The organism is Yersinia sp. SCPM-O-B-9106 (C-191) (assembly GCF_026183365.1).
Taxonomy (GTDB): Bacteria; Pseudomonadota; Gammaproteobacteria; order Enterobacterales; family Enterobacteriaceae; genus Yersinia; species Yersinia rochesterensis.
In genome coordinates, this window is sequence record NZ_CP110791.1 from 2,464,245 (window position 1) to 2,479,837 (window position 15,593).

Genomic DNA, 15,593 nt, shown 5'->3' on the forward strand with positions numbered 1-15,593 from the left:
CCGACAGGCATAAAAAAAGCCCCACTAAAGAGTGAGGCTTGGCATCTTTGGGTAATGTAGCGCGTTAATTACTCAGTATCAATTGATACTGAATTTTTTTCAACCTCTGGCATCTGAACGCGCAGATCAACAAAACGCCCCACAGGGATATCAATCGGTTGACCATCTTCGTAATCTTTGATGATATTCTGTGCAAACTCGGGGGAAGTCGGGTGTGTGCGGTGATAGGTTTTAATGATTAAATTACCATCTTCTTCCAGCTCATAATCAATCCAAATTAATGGCTGTTTATTTTTGTCTGTCGGGATTTCTATGCCCCCATCTACACCACCCCAACTATCATCAGCGTTAAAACCTAGTACGCCAGATATTTTATAAACGCCCTCACTAATGCGTTCTGTTGTTACCGCCACCGACTCTTCATTTGTTTCAGAGCTACCATCGCCGTATAACTTCACAACCGGGGAAGCTTTTTTAAGGAAGCCATTGGAGTCTACTGTTGTGTTAGCTGAATGCCATACTTCACGCCATGTATTCCATACCCCCTCTGACGTCGCTCTAAAGAACATTTTTCCTTGCGCGCTATACGATAGTAGAATCTGTGATCTCCACGCGTCGCCAGACGGGTGTACTGCAATGTTGATAATTCCAGATTGCTGACCAGATATACCTCCCGGCGTACCAACCCATTGCGTTAAGCTATTATAGAACCCGTTTTTTAGCGTTGTAGCATTGGCTGTATTATCTTGAGCTAAATTAATCCCAGCAGTGGACCCAATACCAAACCCCCCAACACCCATCAATTTACTTGCATCTGCATCTGTAGTGTTTGCCTGCGCATTCTTGCTAGCGGCCGACCCTAGTCCTAACTTTTGCGCAGCGTTATCTGCATTAAGATTTCCACTAGTCCAAATATATTGACCATTCTCTAGACTAAGCGCTCTAGCACCACCTGTGCGATAGTCTTGAATAATGAGCGCTCCATCATTAGCTAAACGCCCCATACGAAAACCCGGTGAGCCGTCAACTTGAGTCCAGTGAATCCAGTTGTAGGCGGTTGCGTCAACGGGAGTGAGAGTAATCGATGCACTATAACGCAGTACCAACCCCCCGGTTAGCGTCCCGCCCGCCAGTGGTAGTTTACTATTTATCTTCTGCTCTAAGGCCGGAGTATCAATGCTTTCCGCAGAGCTTTTAGCCCTATTAGCAAAGATTTCTGCTTCATCTCTAAAGCCTTTGGCCGTATTAGCACTGACTCCTGATTGGTCACGATACCCTTTTGCGGTTGCTAACGCCGTTGAAAGGTCAGTTGCATACTGTTTGGCTTCATTTCGAGAGTTACTGGCATTTGTCGCTGAATCACTCGCACTCTTTTCCAGAGTTTTGATTGTTGTTAGGTCGTTGCTTACCTGCTGTTGAATCTGTCGGAAATACAGAATTAAGTCAGGTGTTAAATCAGACTCCATGAGTTGTTGCTTCAACAACTGATTGAGCGTACTGGGGCCAGTAGTCTCATCCAGAGTGATAGCCCCATAGACAAAACTGTGCCCATTAGCCGCCACTGTCAGTGAGTAGCTTCCTGGCTCTAATTGCACGCTGTACGCACCAGAACTGCTTGTTTTAACTGTTACTGAAAATCCAGTGAGTACCGTAAGGCTGTTGGTAACTGCTCTTAGGGTGATTTGTGCATTCGCAACCGACTCACCCGCAGGATTAATCATAATGCCGGAGACTTTTATACTCACTGCCCACCTCCCTGATACTGTGCTTCTTTCAATTGTTGGGCGAAACTCTCAGAGTTTTGCTTAACGCCCAACTGATCGCTAAATGCCTGGTAATGCTGCATGGCTAAATTGAGATTGGCCCCAGCGTCACCATCTTTGCTAAATGAGCGATACAGCATCCAGTCCACCAGTGGATTCACATAGAGCTCATCAATCGGTACCGGTGTTTTATCTGCCAGATCATTGATAGCAACCGCCGCAGGAACTCTGGCAACTACTGCCTCAATGCCTATGGATTTCACCGCTCCTGGAAACAGGTAATACACTTTGGGTGTCAATTCGTTATAGGTGTAACGTTCAACGGGACCCGTCATCTGATGCCAGTCAGGATATTGACTATCCAGTACATCTCTCGGTACCGGCCTTAACGCCCTGCCGTCTACTAAACGAATCATCTCGATTAAGCGGATCGCACCGGCGGGCAACTTCTGTTTAGTCCCTACGTCAGTGGTAATCACTTCGGTCGTGGCTCCGGCATCTGGCCGCGCCAGAATGACTGCCCGGACAGCATCATTGTAATAATCACATAGCTCCGCCAACGGCCAGCGTAGCCATGCAGTATCTTTTAGCTGGGTGTTAACCCGCCCAATAATCTCGGCAATGGTGACCATTAGAAGAACTCGTGTTTGCGGACAGGGTTATTGAAAGCAGTGATCGGGGAGTTATCCAGTGCCTCACGGAATGCCCGGCGGTAACCATCAACAAAACGCGCGCCAAAGTATTGTGAGCGTTGCGGATCCGTCCACGGTTTGCCCGGCATAATAAATAAATCTTCAAGAGCGCCAATGGCGATCACATCTGCGTAATCGTCTGCCAGAACGTCAGGCACTTCAGTCACCTCACGCTTGGGTTCAATGGCAAAATCCACAGTCACTTTGGTAAACGGCTGATTGAAAATGATTTGATTGGCAGACTTTACGGTAAACTCAATGCCAGCCGTCAACAGAACACCCGGCGCACTGGCATTACTCACCTGATTTGTGAGGTTTAATACCCGTAGACGCTTGACGCATTTCACCAGATCACTGTCCGTCAGGATACAAGTTGCACCCTGAATAACATCATTAAAAGTGACAGTTTCACGACAGAGTAATGACTCACGACAAAAGGTGATCGCAGATTCCAATGCGGCCTGCTTCATCATGATATCCAGCGGGCCGCTGATATGCTTTCGTATGGTCGGCAGAAATGCGTCAAGTGTTGCCATGGTTATTCGGCCCCAGTGATAACAGCGTTCTTGACCTGAATGGCTTCACGAACACGCACGCGGAAATCATCGACCTTTTCCTGAGCACCCTGCTTGATATCCAGATCTTCAGATTCGACTAACGTTGCTAGTTGAACAGAAGTCAATTTGGCAATATCAACCTCATCGCTCCCCATCTTCAGGACAAAGCTATTTTTTGCTGCCTCAAGTTTGGCTTGTTCTATGAGGTGCGCCGCCAGCTCTGCATGTTCTTGTTCTGAGGCTTGTTGCAGATTCAACGCATCCTCCAACTCATCGTGACGAATAAATACCGTTGGGAAATCCAGCAGTTGATGGGCAATAGCACTTTCAACCTCAACCGGTTTATGGCGCGGAAATACCAAGCGACTACCGGTAATGGTGTCACGTTTTTTTTCTTTTAGGCCGATATAGACCACGGCGATTTTGTTAGGCATGGGAAACTCCAGATTGCAGACAGTAAAAAGCCCACCGAAGTGGGCTTAGAGGGGAATAATGTGAAATTAGTAACCGACAGCGACATACAGGATATTAATCACCAGGCGTCCACTGGCAACACCGCCCGCAATCACCGCAGTCACTTTCTCGCCAGCGGCTTGCGTGCTGTAAGGAACAATTGGCACATTCTTCGCGACAGCAGCGGCATGGCTGGTAGCCGCGACGAGTAAGGTAGTTCCACTTTTAACTTCTACGGTAACAGCCGCGCCAAGGGCTTCACTGACGACACTCACCCCATAAATACGCATGCCGATAGGGAGTTCCAGAAACTCAATCACGTCACCCACAGCGGCATTTTTTAAAATAATCTGCCCTTCAGCCAACGATAAGTTGCCTTGTGGGCCTTGATATACCGCGTCACCAATAGACGGCGCTTTAATAATGGTCATAACATTTTTCTCCAGACAAAAAGAAAGCAGACCGATGTCTGCTCCTTGTAGCATTGATGAATGGTATTCCTGGGCGTTACTTGCCCAGAGTGACCGCTGAGTCCACCACCATGACGCCGTGGTCATTGACTCGGCCATCTTTCTGTTTGAAGCGGATCTTCTTCAAACCGTTAATCCAACGAATTGACACTTCAGTACCATTGTTGTGGTCCACTTTCTCTTCGTTATAACCGAAGAAACCACCGCCATCACCGGTACCGTAAGCATTCGCCAATGCCTGACCGCCTAACAACATAGCGCGGTCAATGGTGGTGCCGGTGGTGATAATCTTGGTTGAGGCCGCCAAGTCATTATTGGATACCAGCACTTTAGAACCGGCATTGAAACGGACTGGCGTACCACCATATTTCCGAACCAGCACGTTACGCCACATCGCACATTCGCCTTTGAATAGCGGGTGATCAAAGCCCTTAGAACGCTGCACTGCTCGGGTCATCATGGCTTGCCAGTCTTTACCGGACGTGGAGGTATACCAGTCATTCCACTGACGCGGTGTCACGTACAGCACAAAGTACGGATCCTCATTAGCCAGCTCATCTTTAGACATGCGGATCGGCTGTAATGGATGAGCCATTTCATCAAGGAACAAGGCGATGTTATCGACAGTAGCCAGCGTGAACAGGTCCGCTGCATCCAAGGTTTCCATGGAGGTGGCATCACCAGAATAGAAATGACGGTCATAAGTGGGCGGCAATACATCGTTGATCATGATTTTGCCAAACTCACCATGATCTGCCAGCGGCACAATGGTGTCATCGGCCATGTAATCGCCACGCGCACCGGCCAGATGGAAGGTAGCAGACTGATCCTGCACATCATTGAAGTAAGTCCCCAGCAAGGTGCGGGCGGTCTTATTCAGGTTGTGCTTGAAACGCTGCTCAGACATCTTCCCGCCCGCATCAACCAAGTGGCGGCCTTGGTTAATCTTTAGTGCGAAATCCGCAAATGCCAGATTTTCACCGCGACCAGCCAATTTCTCATCGCCCATAGTGGGGCGCTTAGACAGTTTATGGACGATCTGCATATCCACTTCATCACCCTTCTGCTTTTGCAGGTCAGTGATACGCACAACTGGCGCATTGTGGCTGGTTTGCGTGGTGCCTTTCTTATCAGGATTGACCGACTTCGGCGCTTCCTGTTGTTCGGTTAACACGTTAACAAATGAGCGGTTACGGTTTGCAGCCGTGAACAGCGCTACCTGCATCAGCTTATTCGCTTGGGCAGAGGTGATAGTGGTCATAGATACTCCATAAATAAAAAACCCGCCAAAGCGGGTTGAGGTTTAAGTCAATTGGATGACTAGATTGCCTGGTCTAACAACGCCTCAATTTGGGCATCCGTCATCCCGGCAAACATGGCTTGTAGCTGATCCGGAGAAGCATTAGCGGCCTGCTCCAAGGGCGAAGCTGTATGAGTTGTTGTTACGCCAAGATCCGACGGTGAGCCAGGGACTTGAGTCGCCGCAGTGGCAGCGGCCAGTTTCTCGGCTGCAATCCGTTGCACATCTGCGGTGCTCTGCGTGGCCGCAGTGGTGGTGGATGTCGTATCCGGCTGTTGTTGAACTGACTGTTGTTGAACTGACTGTTGTTGAACCGGTTCGACCGATTCACCGTAAGCGGCCTTGGTGCGTTTCGCTACTTCCGCAAAGCGCTCAGTTAAAGACTTGTCTTTCCATGCAGGGTCATTTTGCAGATTAGTATCAATGTGTACCGCCAGTGTGAAGCGGTCAGGGTCTTGATCCTGCCATGACTTCAAATCAGGTACGGCATTGATGGCATCTGCAACTGGATTACTACTCGGCTGATGGGTAGCTTGTGCTGGCTGGCCTTGTTGCAGGTAATCGATTTTCTGCACCACGGTGTCCAGCACTGCCGCCATCTCAGGAAAGTTTTCACGGATGAAATTGATTTGCTCAGGGGTAACCTGTGCTTTTTCAGGTAAGGGAACGGGCTGCATACCAGCAGAGTTAATTTGTCGCGTTAACGCTGCCAGTTGGCGTTTCGCTTCAGCTAACTCCGTTGCCGTTTGCTGATTGGTGCCTGCTAAGCGCTGTTTTTCTGTCCGCTCAGCCACCAGTACGTCATAAGGAATAACATGCTGACCGTCTTTGCTGAGAATACCTTTCGGCTTCTCAGTGCTTTCGGCTGTTGTAGTCTCAGTGGTTTGTGCTGTAGTCGCGCCCGGCGTCAGCTCGTCTTTCTTATCGCCCGTATTGACTACTGCATTGGTATCTTCAGTAGTATTGTCCACAACAACAGCTGCTGGGGTAGTCGTTACCGCGGCTGTCTGTGTTACATCAGAAATATCCACATCACCAAATCCATCGATCAGTGCTTCCAACTCTTCTGGCGTTTCATTACCTGTTAATTCAATGTCCACGTTATGACTCCTGCATGACTATTTACCGGATAGATCCGAATGAGAAAGGCGTATCGCTGCCCATGCGAATAAGCACTCTTGGATAAGAGCGCTCAGCGGCATGAACCTTGATGGTAGAAAAAGAAAAGCCCACGAATTGTGGGCAAGTAATTCAGATGAAAATCAGAGATACCAGAAAGCAAAAAGCCCCGCGGTTAGGCGAGGCTTAATTCAATGCAATGTAGTGCATCTTTCGGAAATTTAGCGCGTATCTTGCGGGCATGCAATAGCTAGAGTGGTATTTGGTCAATTTGCCCCTGAATGCTCTGCATCATTTCTTCATGTAACGCACCTATTTCTTCAGTCACATTCTGCATATCTTGCAGCACCTGCCCGGTTTTCGCCTGAGTATAAGCGTCATTGAAACGTTGACCATTTGCCAATGTGGCCTCGCGCTCCGCTTGGGCATTAATGCGTTTAGCCTCTGCCTCTAAGCGTTCAACTTTCGCTGCTAACTCACGCATTGCCAGCTCTTGCTGTTGCTGCTGTAACTGTTGTTCCTGCTGTGCCGCCTGCTGTTCTTCTGGTGTCATCTCATCCGGCGATTTTGGTGTACCCAATGCGCCACGGATCCGCTCAACGAATTCTTGTTTATTTGGCAGGTCTAACAGTTCTACCCACATATCCAACACGCTAACCTGAATCTGCGGTGGCAACCCGACAATAACTTCAGATAACCGTTGTGCCAGTTGAGATTTATAGGCTGGCGTCTGTTGAATTGGTGCCAGCGCGATATGCGCCCGTAAACGCGAGACATCGTTATTCATCCGGCCAGCCTCTTCGGCGGCATTCAATACCACCTCTTTGCGCTTGCGTGGATCATCACGATTAATCACTACCGGATAATTTCGGCGCTTGGTTAACTCTTCCAGCAAATAGCACAACAATAACTGTCCCACTTGTTGGCAAGCAAACTGATAGTTATCGTTGATTTCCGCCAAGGTAGTCGCACCCTGCTCTACCAAGTTACTGATTGCAACACCACTGGATGCGTTAGAGTCTTGCCCGAGGAACGCTGAGTAAACCCCCAATCCGTCCTGAATCAACTTCATGGATTCCTGCATAACCTGGAACTGCTGCTGTGCAACTTGAAAGTCCTGTTGGATGTTTAATGCATCTGCCGCTGTGGTTTTATTGGCGCGGTTGGGATTGAGGTTAATCACCCCGTCCGGGCGCTCGATTTCTTCGGCCAACTGTTTATCAGTCATGTTGGTCGCATCCGCATCTTTAATCACGCGCTTGGCCTGCAATAGCCAGGTCAGTTTAATGCGGCGGAAATTGACTTCATCCTGTGCGGGAATGGCACGACAAGCCAAACCATAGGGTGCTCCGGTCTTATCTTTACGATAGCCCCAGAACGGGATCAGCGGAAACATGCCTTGCGGCGCGGTACAGGGGCGGTCAATGATGCAATGAGGGCCGACAAACCACGATTCGCGGATCCGGCTGACTCGCGCCATGGTGACCTGAACCCGGTCAGTGGCCACCGCCACAGCATGCATTACGTTGTTCTTGTCATATTCTACAACGCGGCCATTGCTTAATTGCAGGATTGGCAGGCGTTGGAAGGTGCGATAATAGATAACCTGAAGCAGCACGCGCTTGCGGTTGGCTGTTACCCACTCGGTACTCTCACGACTCCACGATTGATACTCTTCGTAGGCACTGATCAGGTCAGACTCTTGCCCGGCAGCCAGAACGGTATCAACAAAGCCTTTCCATTCATTGAGGGAATAATCGATGATTTGTGCTTTATCGGGGAAAGTCCCTTTCACCTCGTCTACATCCAGCCAGCGCTTACGCATTAACCAACGGCAATCACTTAGATCCGCCTCGCGGCTGAACCAATCCCAGAACACTTCATTACGATGAACGGTAGAGACTTTGAATTTATTATCGAATGGGTCACTGTTGCGGCGTACCTCAACCCATGATAAACCGGCTTTGATTTGCTCGGCATAGGCATCACTGCGGGCCTTATTCAAACCACTTAATCGGCAGGCATCAGCAAACTCAGCATTGACGGCTTCGGCCATCACTTCCATTTCCTCATTGGGATCATCGGCAATCACCATGAGATCGGTGCGGGTCTTGGCTTCCATACCCAGCACGCCGTCGATAGTGGGCGCGATAAGGTTATGCTGCGTCAATGGTTGCCCGCGCTCCCGCAGCTTGGCCACCACTTCCGGCGCAAGTTGATCTCCATCGTAATAAGCACAAGCCGTGTTAGCACTGGTGCGCCAGTCTGGCTGATGGTCAATATCTGAAGAGATATCCATCAAGCGCTCAAGCGTAAATCGGTCGCGGTTGACTGGCTGAGCAGGCTCAGGTTGATTGGTCGCGGTATTCATCAGATAGCCATCCAGTGTTTAGGTTTCGAACGGTCAATAGGCGTATGTTTAGGGCGTGCTGGCATACGGGCTCTCATTTCTTGTGCAATGGCATAGCTCATCACCTGGTCATCAAAACAACCGGTTTGGGCATTCATGCGACCTCTTGCATCGTAAACGTAGGTATTCAATTCATTGATGGTACCAATCCAGCGGACGCCAGAAGCATTCTCTCGAAGCAGTGATTTAAGCCCCTCGATGATGACCGGCTTACTTTGTGCGGTAGTTAGCCAGCCCAGTTTTGGCGTTTCATCATCATGGTCACGATCGAGATATTGCTCTGAGTAGATAGCGCGGTGCGGGTAAACTTCACGTAACTTCTGTATGACAGCATGGCCGTGGTTGTTACGCTCAGGCCCAATAAATGCCATGTTGTACCAGCGGCCAACGTGGGCCATCAGTTGAGCGAATAACTCAGCATCCAGATAGCCGAACCAGTGGGCGACCTGTTCCCCGCTAGACTTTTTCACCACATCAAATGATGATCGGTCGCCATTTTCCAAGCCCTCAGCCACATCCCCACCAATAGCGTAATCCTCATCAGGGTCTGGCAACTCCCAAACTAATAAGTGATTCAGCAATGTGCGTTGAAGTTCTTCTGCATTACCTGCACGTAACGCCTGAACTTTGGTTCGTTTGCCAGTGACAGGCTCAATGTCATATACCAGCAACGGAGACTTACACTGACCTTCGGCCTGCATGACATTGATGGCGGCGAATACGCGGCGGCCAGATGTTAGAAATGCCTCAGACGGCGTGCTGGGAAATTCCTGTTTCATTTCCTCCTGCTGCTCAATCTCTTTGCGGATATACCACTGCTTTTGTTCATCGAGCAAAGTGATACCCATCGTTTGCTCAACAGCAGCAAAATACTCCTGATGGTATTTACTTAAACGCAGGCCACCCGTTGGCACTGAGGTCTGATATTTAGGATCCTGCCACCAGGCAAAGAAATGGAATTTATAATCTTGTGATGTGAGCGGTAGCTTTAATTGGCCTAAATCCATGGCTCGCGTGCTCATGGTGTGGAAATCACCACCAACACCTTCAGCGGTAGATTCAATAAAGACAATGCAGCCGTCTTTGATGGCGTTGAGCGTTCCCGTTCTGACCTCTTTCGCCTTGGCCGGATACTTGGCGCAAATCTTTCCATGCTCTGAAATATGTAGCCGTTGTACCGTCCCGGAGCGAAAGGAGGTTGATACACGGATCTTGGAGCCATGAGCAAACTCGATATGCCCACCATTGGCACCTTCACGTCGGGTATTGATTTGAAACGTTGCGCGTAACCAAACAGGCAAGTTATCGAACGGAATAGATATTTTGGTACTGAATATTTCCCCTGCCGCCGGTAAATCCTGAGCAATGATCCCACAGGAGAGATTTTTGTTAAAAAGCGCCTGATCTAGCAGGTAGATATCTATCCCTGTTGAGAAGCCCAATTGGCGAGCTTTTAGAATGATATTTCGATAGTGCATATTCTTGAACAACTCTCGCTGTGCCGGGCGCATGCGAAAGGTCACTAGTTCGCCCTCTTCATTGACGATCTTGTACAGGTTATTCAACCGCCACCAAACATCAGATAAGTGAGCTTTGATATAAGTTATCTGTTCTGCTTCACTCATTGCGGCAATATCGGCATCGTTAAGTCTATCGTCTTGTTTCACAGCAAACCGTCCTGTCCTGAGTCCCTAACTTCTTTCACTGCTTCACTGAGCGGCGTTGTCACGCCCTTGCCTTCTGAGGTGAGTTTCTGTGTTTCTGCCTTCAGCTTAGAAGTGGCCGCTTTGATACGATACATGTCCGCCGTTAAACGAGGCCCGTTAATGGCATCCAACCTTAGCTTGCTCAAACTGTTCTCAATGGATTCAATGCGACCAATATTTCTATCCAGCGCTGATTCCGCTTTCAGTAACTTGTCATACAGTTCTATACGCGCTTCAACGGATTCTGCTGCTGCTAAATCCTCGTGGATTTTGCGCATGGTTTTAGTCACCGATAAGGCCCGAGCGCGGGTGAATATCAGTTCGTCATGAAGATCTGAATCAGCCGCCGCTTCAAACAAATCATCTGCATTCAGATAGCGCGCATAAGCGCCATGCTTTCTGGCTGCCTGATTGCCGGGAGTAAAAGCACCCACCGGATTAGGATTACCTGCATTACCTTCTGAATGACGATTGCCTTTAGTGAATTGCCCGTTGCCCGATCGGCCGGAGTTCGGTTTCTCCGTTGGCTCTGACTCGGGATCGCGGTCATCGTCTGCGTCCGATGATAATTTCTGTTCTTCCTGTTGCACGTCATCACTGTTTGCGCACTGTTGCGCAGTAGTGTCGGATTGCGCATTGTGCGCAGTTCTACGGGGTTTCTTTTGCGCAGACTGCGCAGCACGAGGTTTGATATAGCGGCGTGCAGATTGGTAATTAAGTCCATGCTGTTCACACCATTGCTGAGCGGTAATCCCGGTATCCGCGTTATCAGCCAGAAAGGCAGTTTGTAACGCTTCCCAATCATGCTTTGCCATAGTGTTCTATTGGTCTGTTGTGGGCCATTATTGAGCCACCTCTGGGGAAGTAGCTCTGTAATGACTGACTCCAGCTCATTTATTCCCCGTGGATTGTTGTGATGGCAGACTGCGGATCAACTCTCTATCGTTATTGGCCCGGTCTAACAGGGTCAGCAACGGGTCAAGCCACAGCACTGCTTGGCGGTATGTCATTCTGTGGGGGGAAGTGGCACCAGTAGCGGTTCCGTCAGGTTGGCCGGAATGGCGCATTGCCCTGGCACGTAAACCGTCCGTATAGTCGTACATCCGCTGAGCAGTAGCATCAGGGAGATACCGATCAGCACATTCCTCAACTTTGAGGTCTTTGCGGTTTTCAATTTGCCTTTCCTCGCTTTTGGCAGAAATGGTGACGTTATAGCTACCGGCCTGCGCCGCTATCTCATTGGAGCGCTGGAACTGAAAAGCCTGTAATGCCTGGGTGGCTTTTGATTCATCCAGATCACTTTGCAGTTGTGATAATTGCCCGTCCTTTTCAACAGCAACTTTGTGGAAATAGAAAGCGGTACCGCCAAGGCACAGGATCACCACCAGCAGAACGCTGGCAATCGCGATAAGGAGTTTTGTGGACATATCAGGATCCAGGCTTAATGCCGTTTACTATGAAAAAAGCAGGGGTAATGGCATTCACCAGTGATTCAGATTTCACGTAGCGTTACCAAAACAGCTTAAAAATAGGTGTTATTAGCTAATTTATAACGGTTTTATGGCATCAGACATAATTCGCGCTCGACTTCTCGGCGATTGACTAACCCCTTCCAGACCTTACCACCGGCCTTAATCCACCTGCGCAACTCATCGCACGCGCCGGAAGTGTCGCCACGGTTGAGTTTTCTCACCATGGTGGAGTTGGTCATGGCAGTAATACCGACGTTGTAGCCAAATGATGCCAAGGCAGCTTTACGGAAATCGGGCATTGGAACGTTAACGATGCGGTCAATGGCGGCAAATACCGGGATCAAGTCTTGGTGTAGCAAAGCATCACATTCAGCATCGCTATAACGTTTGCTAGGAATAATATCTTTGCCAGTATGGCCATCACACACTGTCAGCACACCAACCACATCAGGGTAAGGGGTATATTCTCGCCCTTCTAATCCGTCATGACCACCAATCAAGGCAATGGTAATAGCCATCGCACCACCAGCAGCGACACAGGCAATCTTCGTCATTAAACGTTTGGATATGGTCATTATTTAACTCCTCGAATGATGGCGTATCCTTCGCGGGCGGCTTTCTCTATGGCTTTGGTTTGACGACGTTGCCAATAGGCATTTAAGAAGAACGTGGCGACGCAGATAATGATGCCGATAACAATGGCCCAATCATTGAGGGTTAAATCATTTAACAGCCTCCCTAACTTGCCAATAATCACCATCACCACCCCAGTAATGTACGAAGCCAAGGATGTTTTTTCAGGCATTTTCATGCTCCACCTCCCCAGTTTGGGGAAATAAAAAAGCCTGCTGGGCGAACCATGCAGGCTTTTGGGGTAGTCAGGACTGACCGGAACTGACCAATAAAAAACCGGAGCAGCTTTTAAGCATACTCCGGCATCTTTCGGAAATTTAGCGCGTTATGAGATTCAGATCAATACCATTTACCGGCTTTCTTAATTCTCTTCGTGCCTCGTCTAAGATTATATTCCTCGTAGAGTCAATAAGCTTAAACTTATCCATAGCGATATCTGATTCACTGACAACGGTTTCTTCAATCATCCATATATCTCCAAATAGCTTATTGAGTGCTTCGATAGTCTCTTCGGAGAGAAATATCAACGTTGGCCCTATTAATCCTTTTACCTCTTTTCTCGACTCAGAGCATCGTTCAACTAATTTCCTATATCCTTCACTATCTTCTATTGAACTGTCATGTTCTGAGCCTGGAGTCATATAGTAAGAATTTCGGTCACTTAAGGCCGCTCGCCAATTAGAAAGATGGGTTATCAATTGGTTATAATACTTTTCTCTGATACTCCAATGCTGCTGGTCAACCCAATTATTATTTGCTAGCGCAAGTTTGATTTCTTCCGTGTCTCTTGTTGTCTTTCTAAGCTGTTCGCTCAATTTATTGAAATGATCATCATTAGCTTTATTTTCCGCTTTTTTCTTGAAGTATGTGCCAAAATATGCCCCAATTAATGAGGCAGTGAATACGGCAACAACTCCAATCAAATAGCTAATCGATGCGCTACTATTTATATTTTCTGCGATTACTTCAGCCAAAACGCGAATTTCATCAACAGTCATATCCGAACCTTATTTTTCAGCTTTAATTCTATCTGTAAGCATTTTAGCCGACTCAGACTCTTCTACATATAGCCATTGCATGCATTCTTTAACCACAGGCGCATATTGCGCAGCCCACTCCCCGGCGGGTATCTCAGCCCCTATGATGCCCATAGATTTGCGCAGATGCTCCATTGTTGGCGGTATACGGCCACTGCCGCCGCACTCGTTACACGTTTCGGGATGAGGCCGCAGAGTTTTACCAGCGCCGTGACAACGGGGGCAGACTTGCGTTATCGCCGCCTGATGATTAGCCCATGCCCGCAATTCGCCACGTTCTGTTTTAATTTTAGACTGAAGGGTTTTTATTTCGTCTGCCCGTAATGCGATAGCGCCGTCATCAAGTGCTTGGGCTTTATCTCTTTCCAGTAATTTGATTTGCTGCTGTAGCCCATCAACGACTTTTCTGGTCATTCCAGTACGGGAGCCGTAACGCCGCAGCAAAGTGGCAATTTGTTCTACCTGCGCCGGGAGATTTCTATCCAATACCATGTTCAGTGCTAACTGACAGGCAGCAATGGCACGCGCGGGATGCGGTCGCTTATGCAGCCACACACCAATAGCAGCCCGTAAGCGTTGCTCGGCTTTGCAATCATGACGGTATTTGGTCATCAAGATATCAAACCCAACGGGGTGGCTATGCTGGCAGGTAGCAAAAGTCCCTACTATCTGGTCTTTGGTCAGAACTGCACGACCCCGGCCAATGTTCAGCGATTCTATGCTGACGCAGCGCGGATCGTGCATTTTGATAAGTTGTTCAATAGCAGTGGTCATATTGGTCAGTCCTGATATTATCAATCCCACACTGATTGTATAGTTCATTGCATAAAACGCAACGCTCAACGCATTCATTGCTAATAGTGAAATATTTAAATGTCATCTTAAGTTCAGAAGGGAATTTTTAAATGGAATCAATTAGCGGTGAAATATTCACAATCCTAAAATACTTACTGCCTGGTTTTGTCTGCTCATGGATATTTCATGCCTTCACCTCCTACCCGAAACAAGCCCAATTTGAGCGTGTCATTCAAGCTCTTATCTTCACTGTGTTTATCCAAGCTTGTGTTTATTTAATCAAACCAGTAATGATTTATTTGGGTAAATTTAAATCTTTTGGAATATGGGATAGTAATTCACATCTTATTTGGGCTTACATTTTTGCAGTCATTGTTGGTGTTATTTTTAGTGTTTTTGCAAATAATGACCTGTTTCATCGCTTCCTTCGTTTTTGCAAGATAACTAGCGAAACCTCTTTTCACTGCGAATGGTTTGGTACATTTAAACTAAATCAAAATTATGTAATATTACATTTAGCTGATGACACTCAAGTCTTTGGTTGGCCTATAGAGTGGCCTTCAGACCCATCAAAGGGACACATAGTCCTATCAAACCCTTGCTGGGTAGAAGATCATGCTTATGTCGATATGCCTACAGTAAAACTAATGATGTTTAACGTGTCTCAAGTAAAATGGGTTCAATTTCTACAAGAAACGCCTGGAGTAGAATATGTCGAAGAAAGCACCAACACCACCTCCGTATCAACCGATCAACCCAACACCAATTGAGAAGGGAAAAAATCCACCACCACCACCTAGAGCTATAAGACCGGCACCACCACCGCCTCCACCCTCTAAAAGTAACAAATAGGGAACCAAAATGAATAACAAGACAACACCACCAGTTCCATCGTCATCGACACGTACGCCGGGGAATGAAGGGTTTACTCGAAATCCGCCACCTCCAACCAATGTTAGGCCTGCCCCACCACCACCGCCACCGAAAGGCAAATAACAACATTATACATAGGAAAAATATGTCTAATCTGTCGCAACAAAAGCCTGTGAGTAGGCCAGTCAGAACTGGAGATGGTATAAATCCCTCACCACCTCCAAATTCGGCTAAGCCACCACCACCTCCGCCACCACCTAGCCGCAAAAAATAAACAGGAGATCTCGATGACTAACAAATCTAAAGAAGGTCC

Annotated in this window: 16 protein-coding genes; 1 reads left to right on the plus strand and 15 read right to left on the minus strand. The window is 48.1% G+C overall.

From position 1 onward, the window contains the following. Positions 1–68 precede the first annotated feature (68 nt). The 15 genes from OP863_RS11320 to OP863_RS11390 form a co-directional block, all read right to left on the minus strand. Positions 69–1,745 (minus strand): prophage tail fiber N-terminal domain-containing protein, encoded by a 1,677-nt coding sequence (locus OP863_RS11320; RefSeq protein WP_265525275.1) that lies wholly within the window; start codon positions 1,743–1,745, stop codon positions 69–71. Further along, a complete protein-coding gene (locus tag OP863_RS11325) occupies positions 1,742–2,395 on the minus strand; it encodes a DUF6682 family protein (RefSeq protein WP_265525276.1) in 654 nt (217 codons plus the stop codon). The genes OP863_RS11320 and OP863_RS11325 overlap by 4 nt, the downstream gene beginning before the upstream one ends. Beyond that, positions 2,395–2,991: a hypothetical protein gene (locus tag OP863_RS11330; RefSeq protein WP_265525277.1), complete on the minus strand. Its 597-nt coding sequence runs from the start codon at positions 2,989–2,991 to the stop codon at positions 2,395–2,397. The genes OP863_RS11325 and OP863_RS11330 overlap by 1 nt, the downstream gene beginning before the upstream one ends. Before the next feature lie 2 nt (positions 2,992–2,993). Then, positions 2,994–3,446, minus strand: a complete 453-nt coding sequence (locus OP863_RS11335) for a hypothetical protein (RefSeq protein WP_265525278.1) — start codon at positions 3,444–3,446, stop codon at positions 2,994–2,996. Between the two features lie 66 nt (positions 3,447–3,512). After that, positions 3,513–3,950, minus strand: a complete 438-nt coding sequence (locus tag OP863_RS11340) for a hypothetical protein (protein ID WP_265525279.1) — start codon at positions 3,948–3,950, stop codon at positions 3,513–3,515. A 22-nt stretch (positions 3,951–3,972) separates the two neighbouring features. Next, positions 3,973–5,196, minus strand: a complete 1,224-nt coding sequence (locus OP863_RS11345; protein ID WP_265525280.1) for a N4-gp56 family major capsid protein — start codon at positions 5,194–5,196, stop codon at positions 3,973–3,975. A 59-nt stretch (positions 5,197–5,255) separates the two neighbouring features. Continuing rightward, positions 5,256–6,335, minus strand: a complete 1,080-nt coding sequence (locus tag OP863_RS11350) for a hypothetical protein (RefSeq protein ID WP_265525281.1) — start codon at positions 6,333–6,335, stop codon at positions 5,256–5,258. 269 nt (positions 6,336–6,604) lie between these two features. After that, positions 6,605–8,725 (minus strand): portal protein, encoded by a 2,121-nt coding sequence (locus OP863_RS11355; protein WP_265525282.1) that lies wholly within the window; start codon positions 8,723–8,725, stop codon positions 6,605–6,607. Continuing rightward, on the minus strand, positions 8,725–10,389 hold the full coding sequence (locus OP863_RS11360) for a terminase (protein ID WP_265526260.1): 1,665 nt from the start codon (positions 10,387–10,389) through the stop codon (positions 8,725–8,727). The genes OP863_RS11355 and OP863_RS11360 overlap by 1 nt, the downstream gene beginning before the upstream one ends. Before the next feature lie 38 nt (positions 10,390–10,427). After that, positions 10,428–11,285 carry a terminase gene (locus tag OP863_RS11365; protein ID WP_265525283.1) on the minus strand — a complete coding sequence of 286 codons (858 nt, stop codon included), beginning with the start codon at positions 11,283–11,285 and terminating at the stop codon, positions 10,428–10,430. 75 nt (positions 11,286–11,360) lie between these two features. Continuing rightward, positions 11,361–11,897, minus strand: a complete 537-nt coding sequence (locus OP863_RS11370; protein ID WP_265525284.1) for a DUF2570 domain-containing protein — start codon at positions 11,895–11,897, stop codon at positions 11,361–11,363. A gap of 131 nt (positions 11,898–12,028) precedes the next feature. Next, entirely contained in the window at positions 12,029–12,511 is a 483-nt protein-coding gene (locus OP863_RS11375; RefSeq protein WP_416222827.1) for a lysozyme, read from the minus strand. Positions 12,512–12,516: 5 nt separating this feature from the next. Further along, positions 12,517–12,753: an HP1 family phage holin gene (locus tag OP863_RS11380; RefSeq protein ID WP_230852348.1), complete on the minus strand. Its 237-nt coding sequence runs from the start codon at positions 12,751–12,753 to the stop codon at positions 12,517–12,519. 139 nt (positions 12,754–12,892) lie between these two features. Beyond that, the gene (locus OP863_RS11385; RefSeq protein WP_265525286.1) at positions 12,893–13,573 is read right to left on the minus strand and encodes a hypothetical protein; all 681 of its coding nucleotides are present in this window, start codon (positions 13,571–13,573) and stop codon (positions 12,893–12,895) included. A gap of 9 nt (positions 13,574–13,582) precedes the next feature. Next, positions 13,583–14,386, minus strand: coding sequence for a TIGR02642 family protein (locus OP863_RS11390; protein ID WP_265525287.1), 804 nt, complete (start codon positions 14,384–14,386; stop codon positions 13,583–13,585). Positions 14,387–14,517: 131 nt separating this feature from the next. Here OP863_RS11390 and OP863_RS11395 point away from each other — a divergent pair, with 131 nt between their 5' ends. Further along, positions 14,518–15,177: a DUF6338 family protein gene (locus tag OP863_RS11395; protein ID WP_226719281.1), complete on the plus strand. Its 660-nt coding sequence runs from the start codon at positions 14,518–14,520 to the stop codon at positions 15,175–15,177. Positions 15,178–15,593 lie beyond the last annotated feature (416 nt).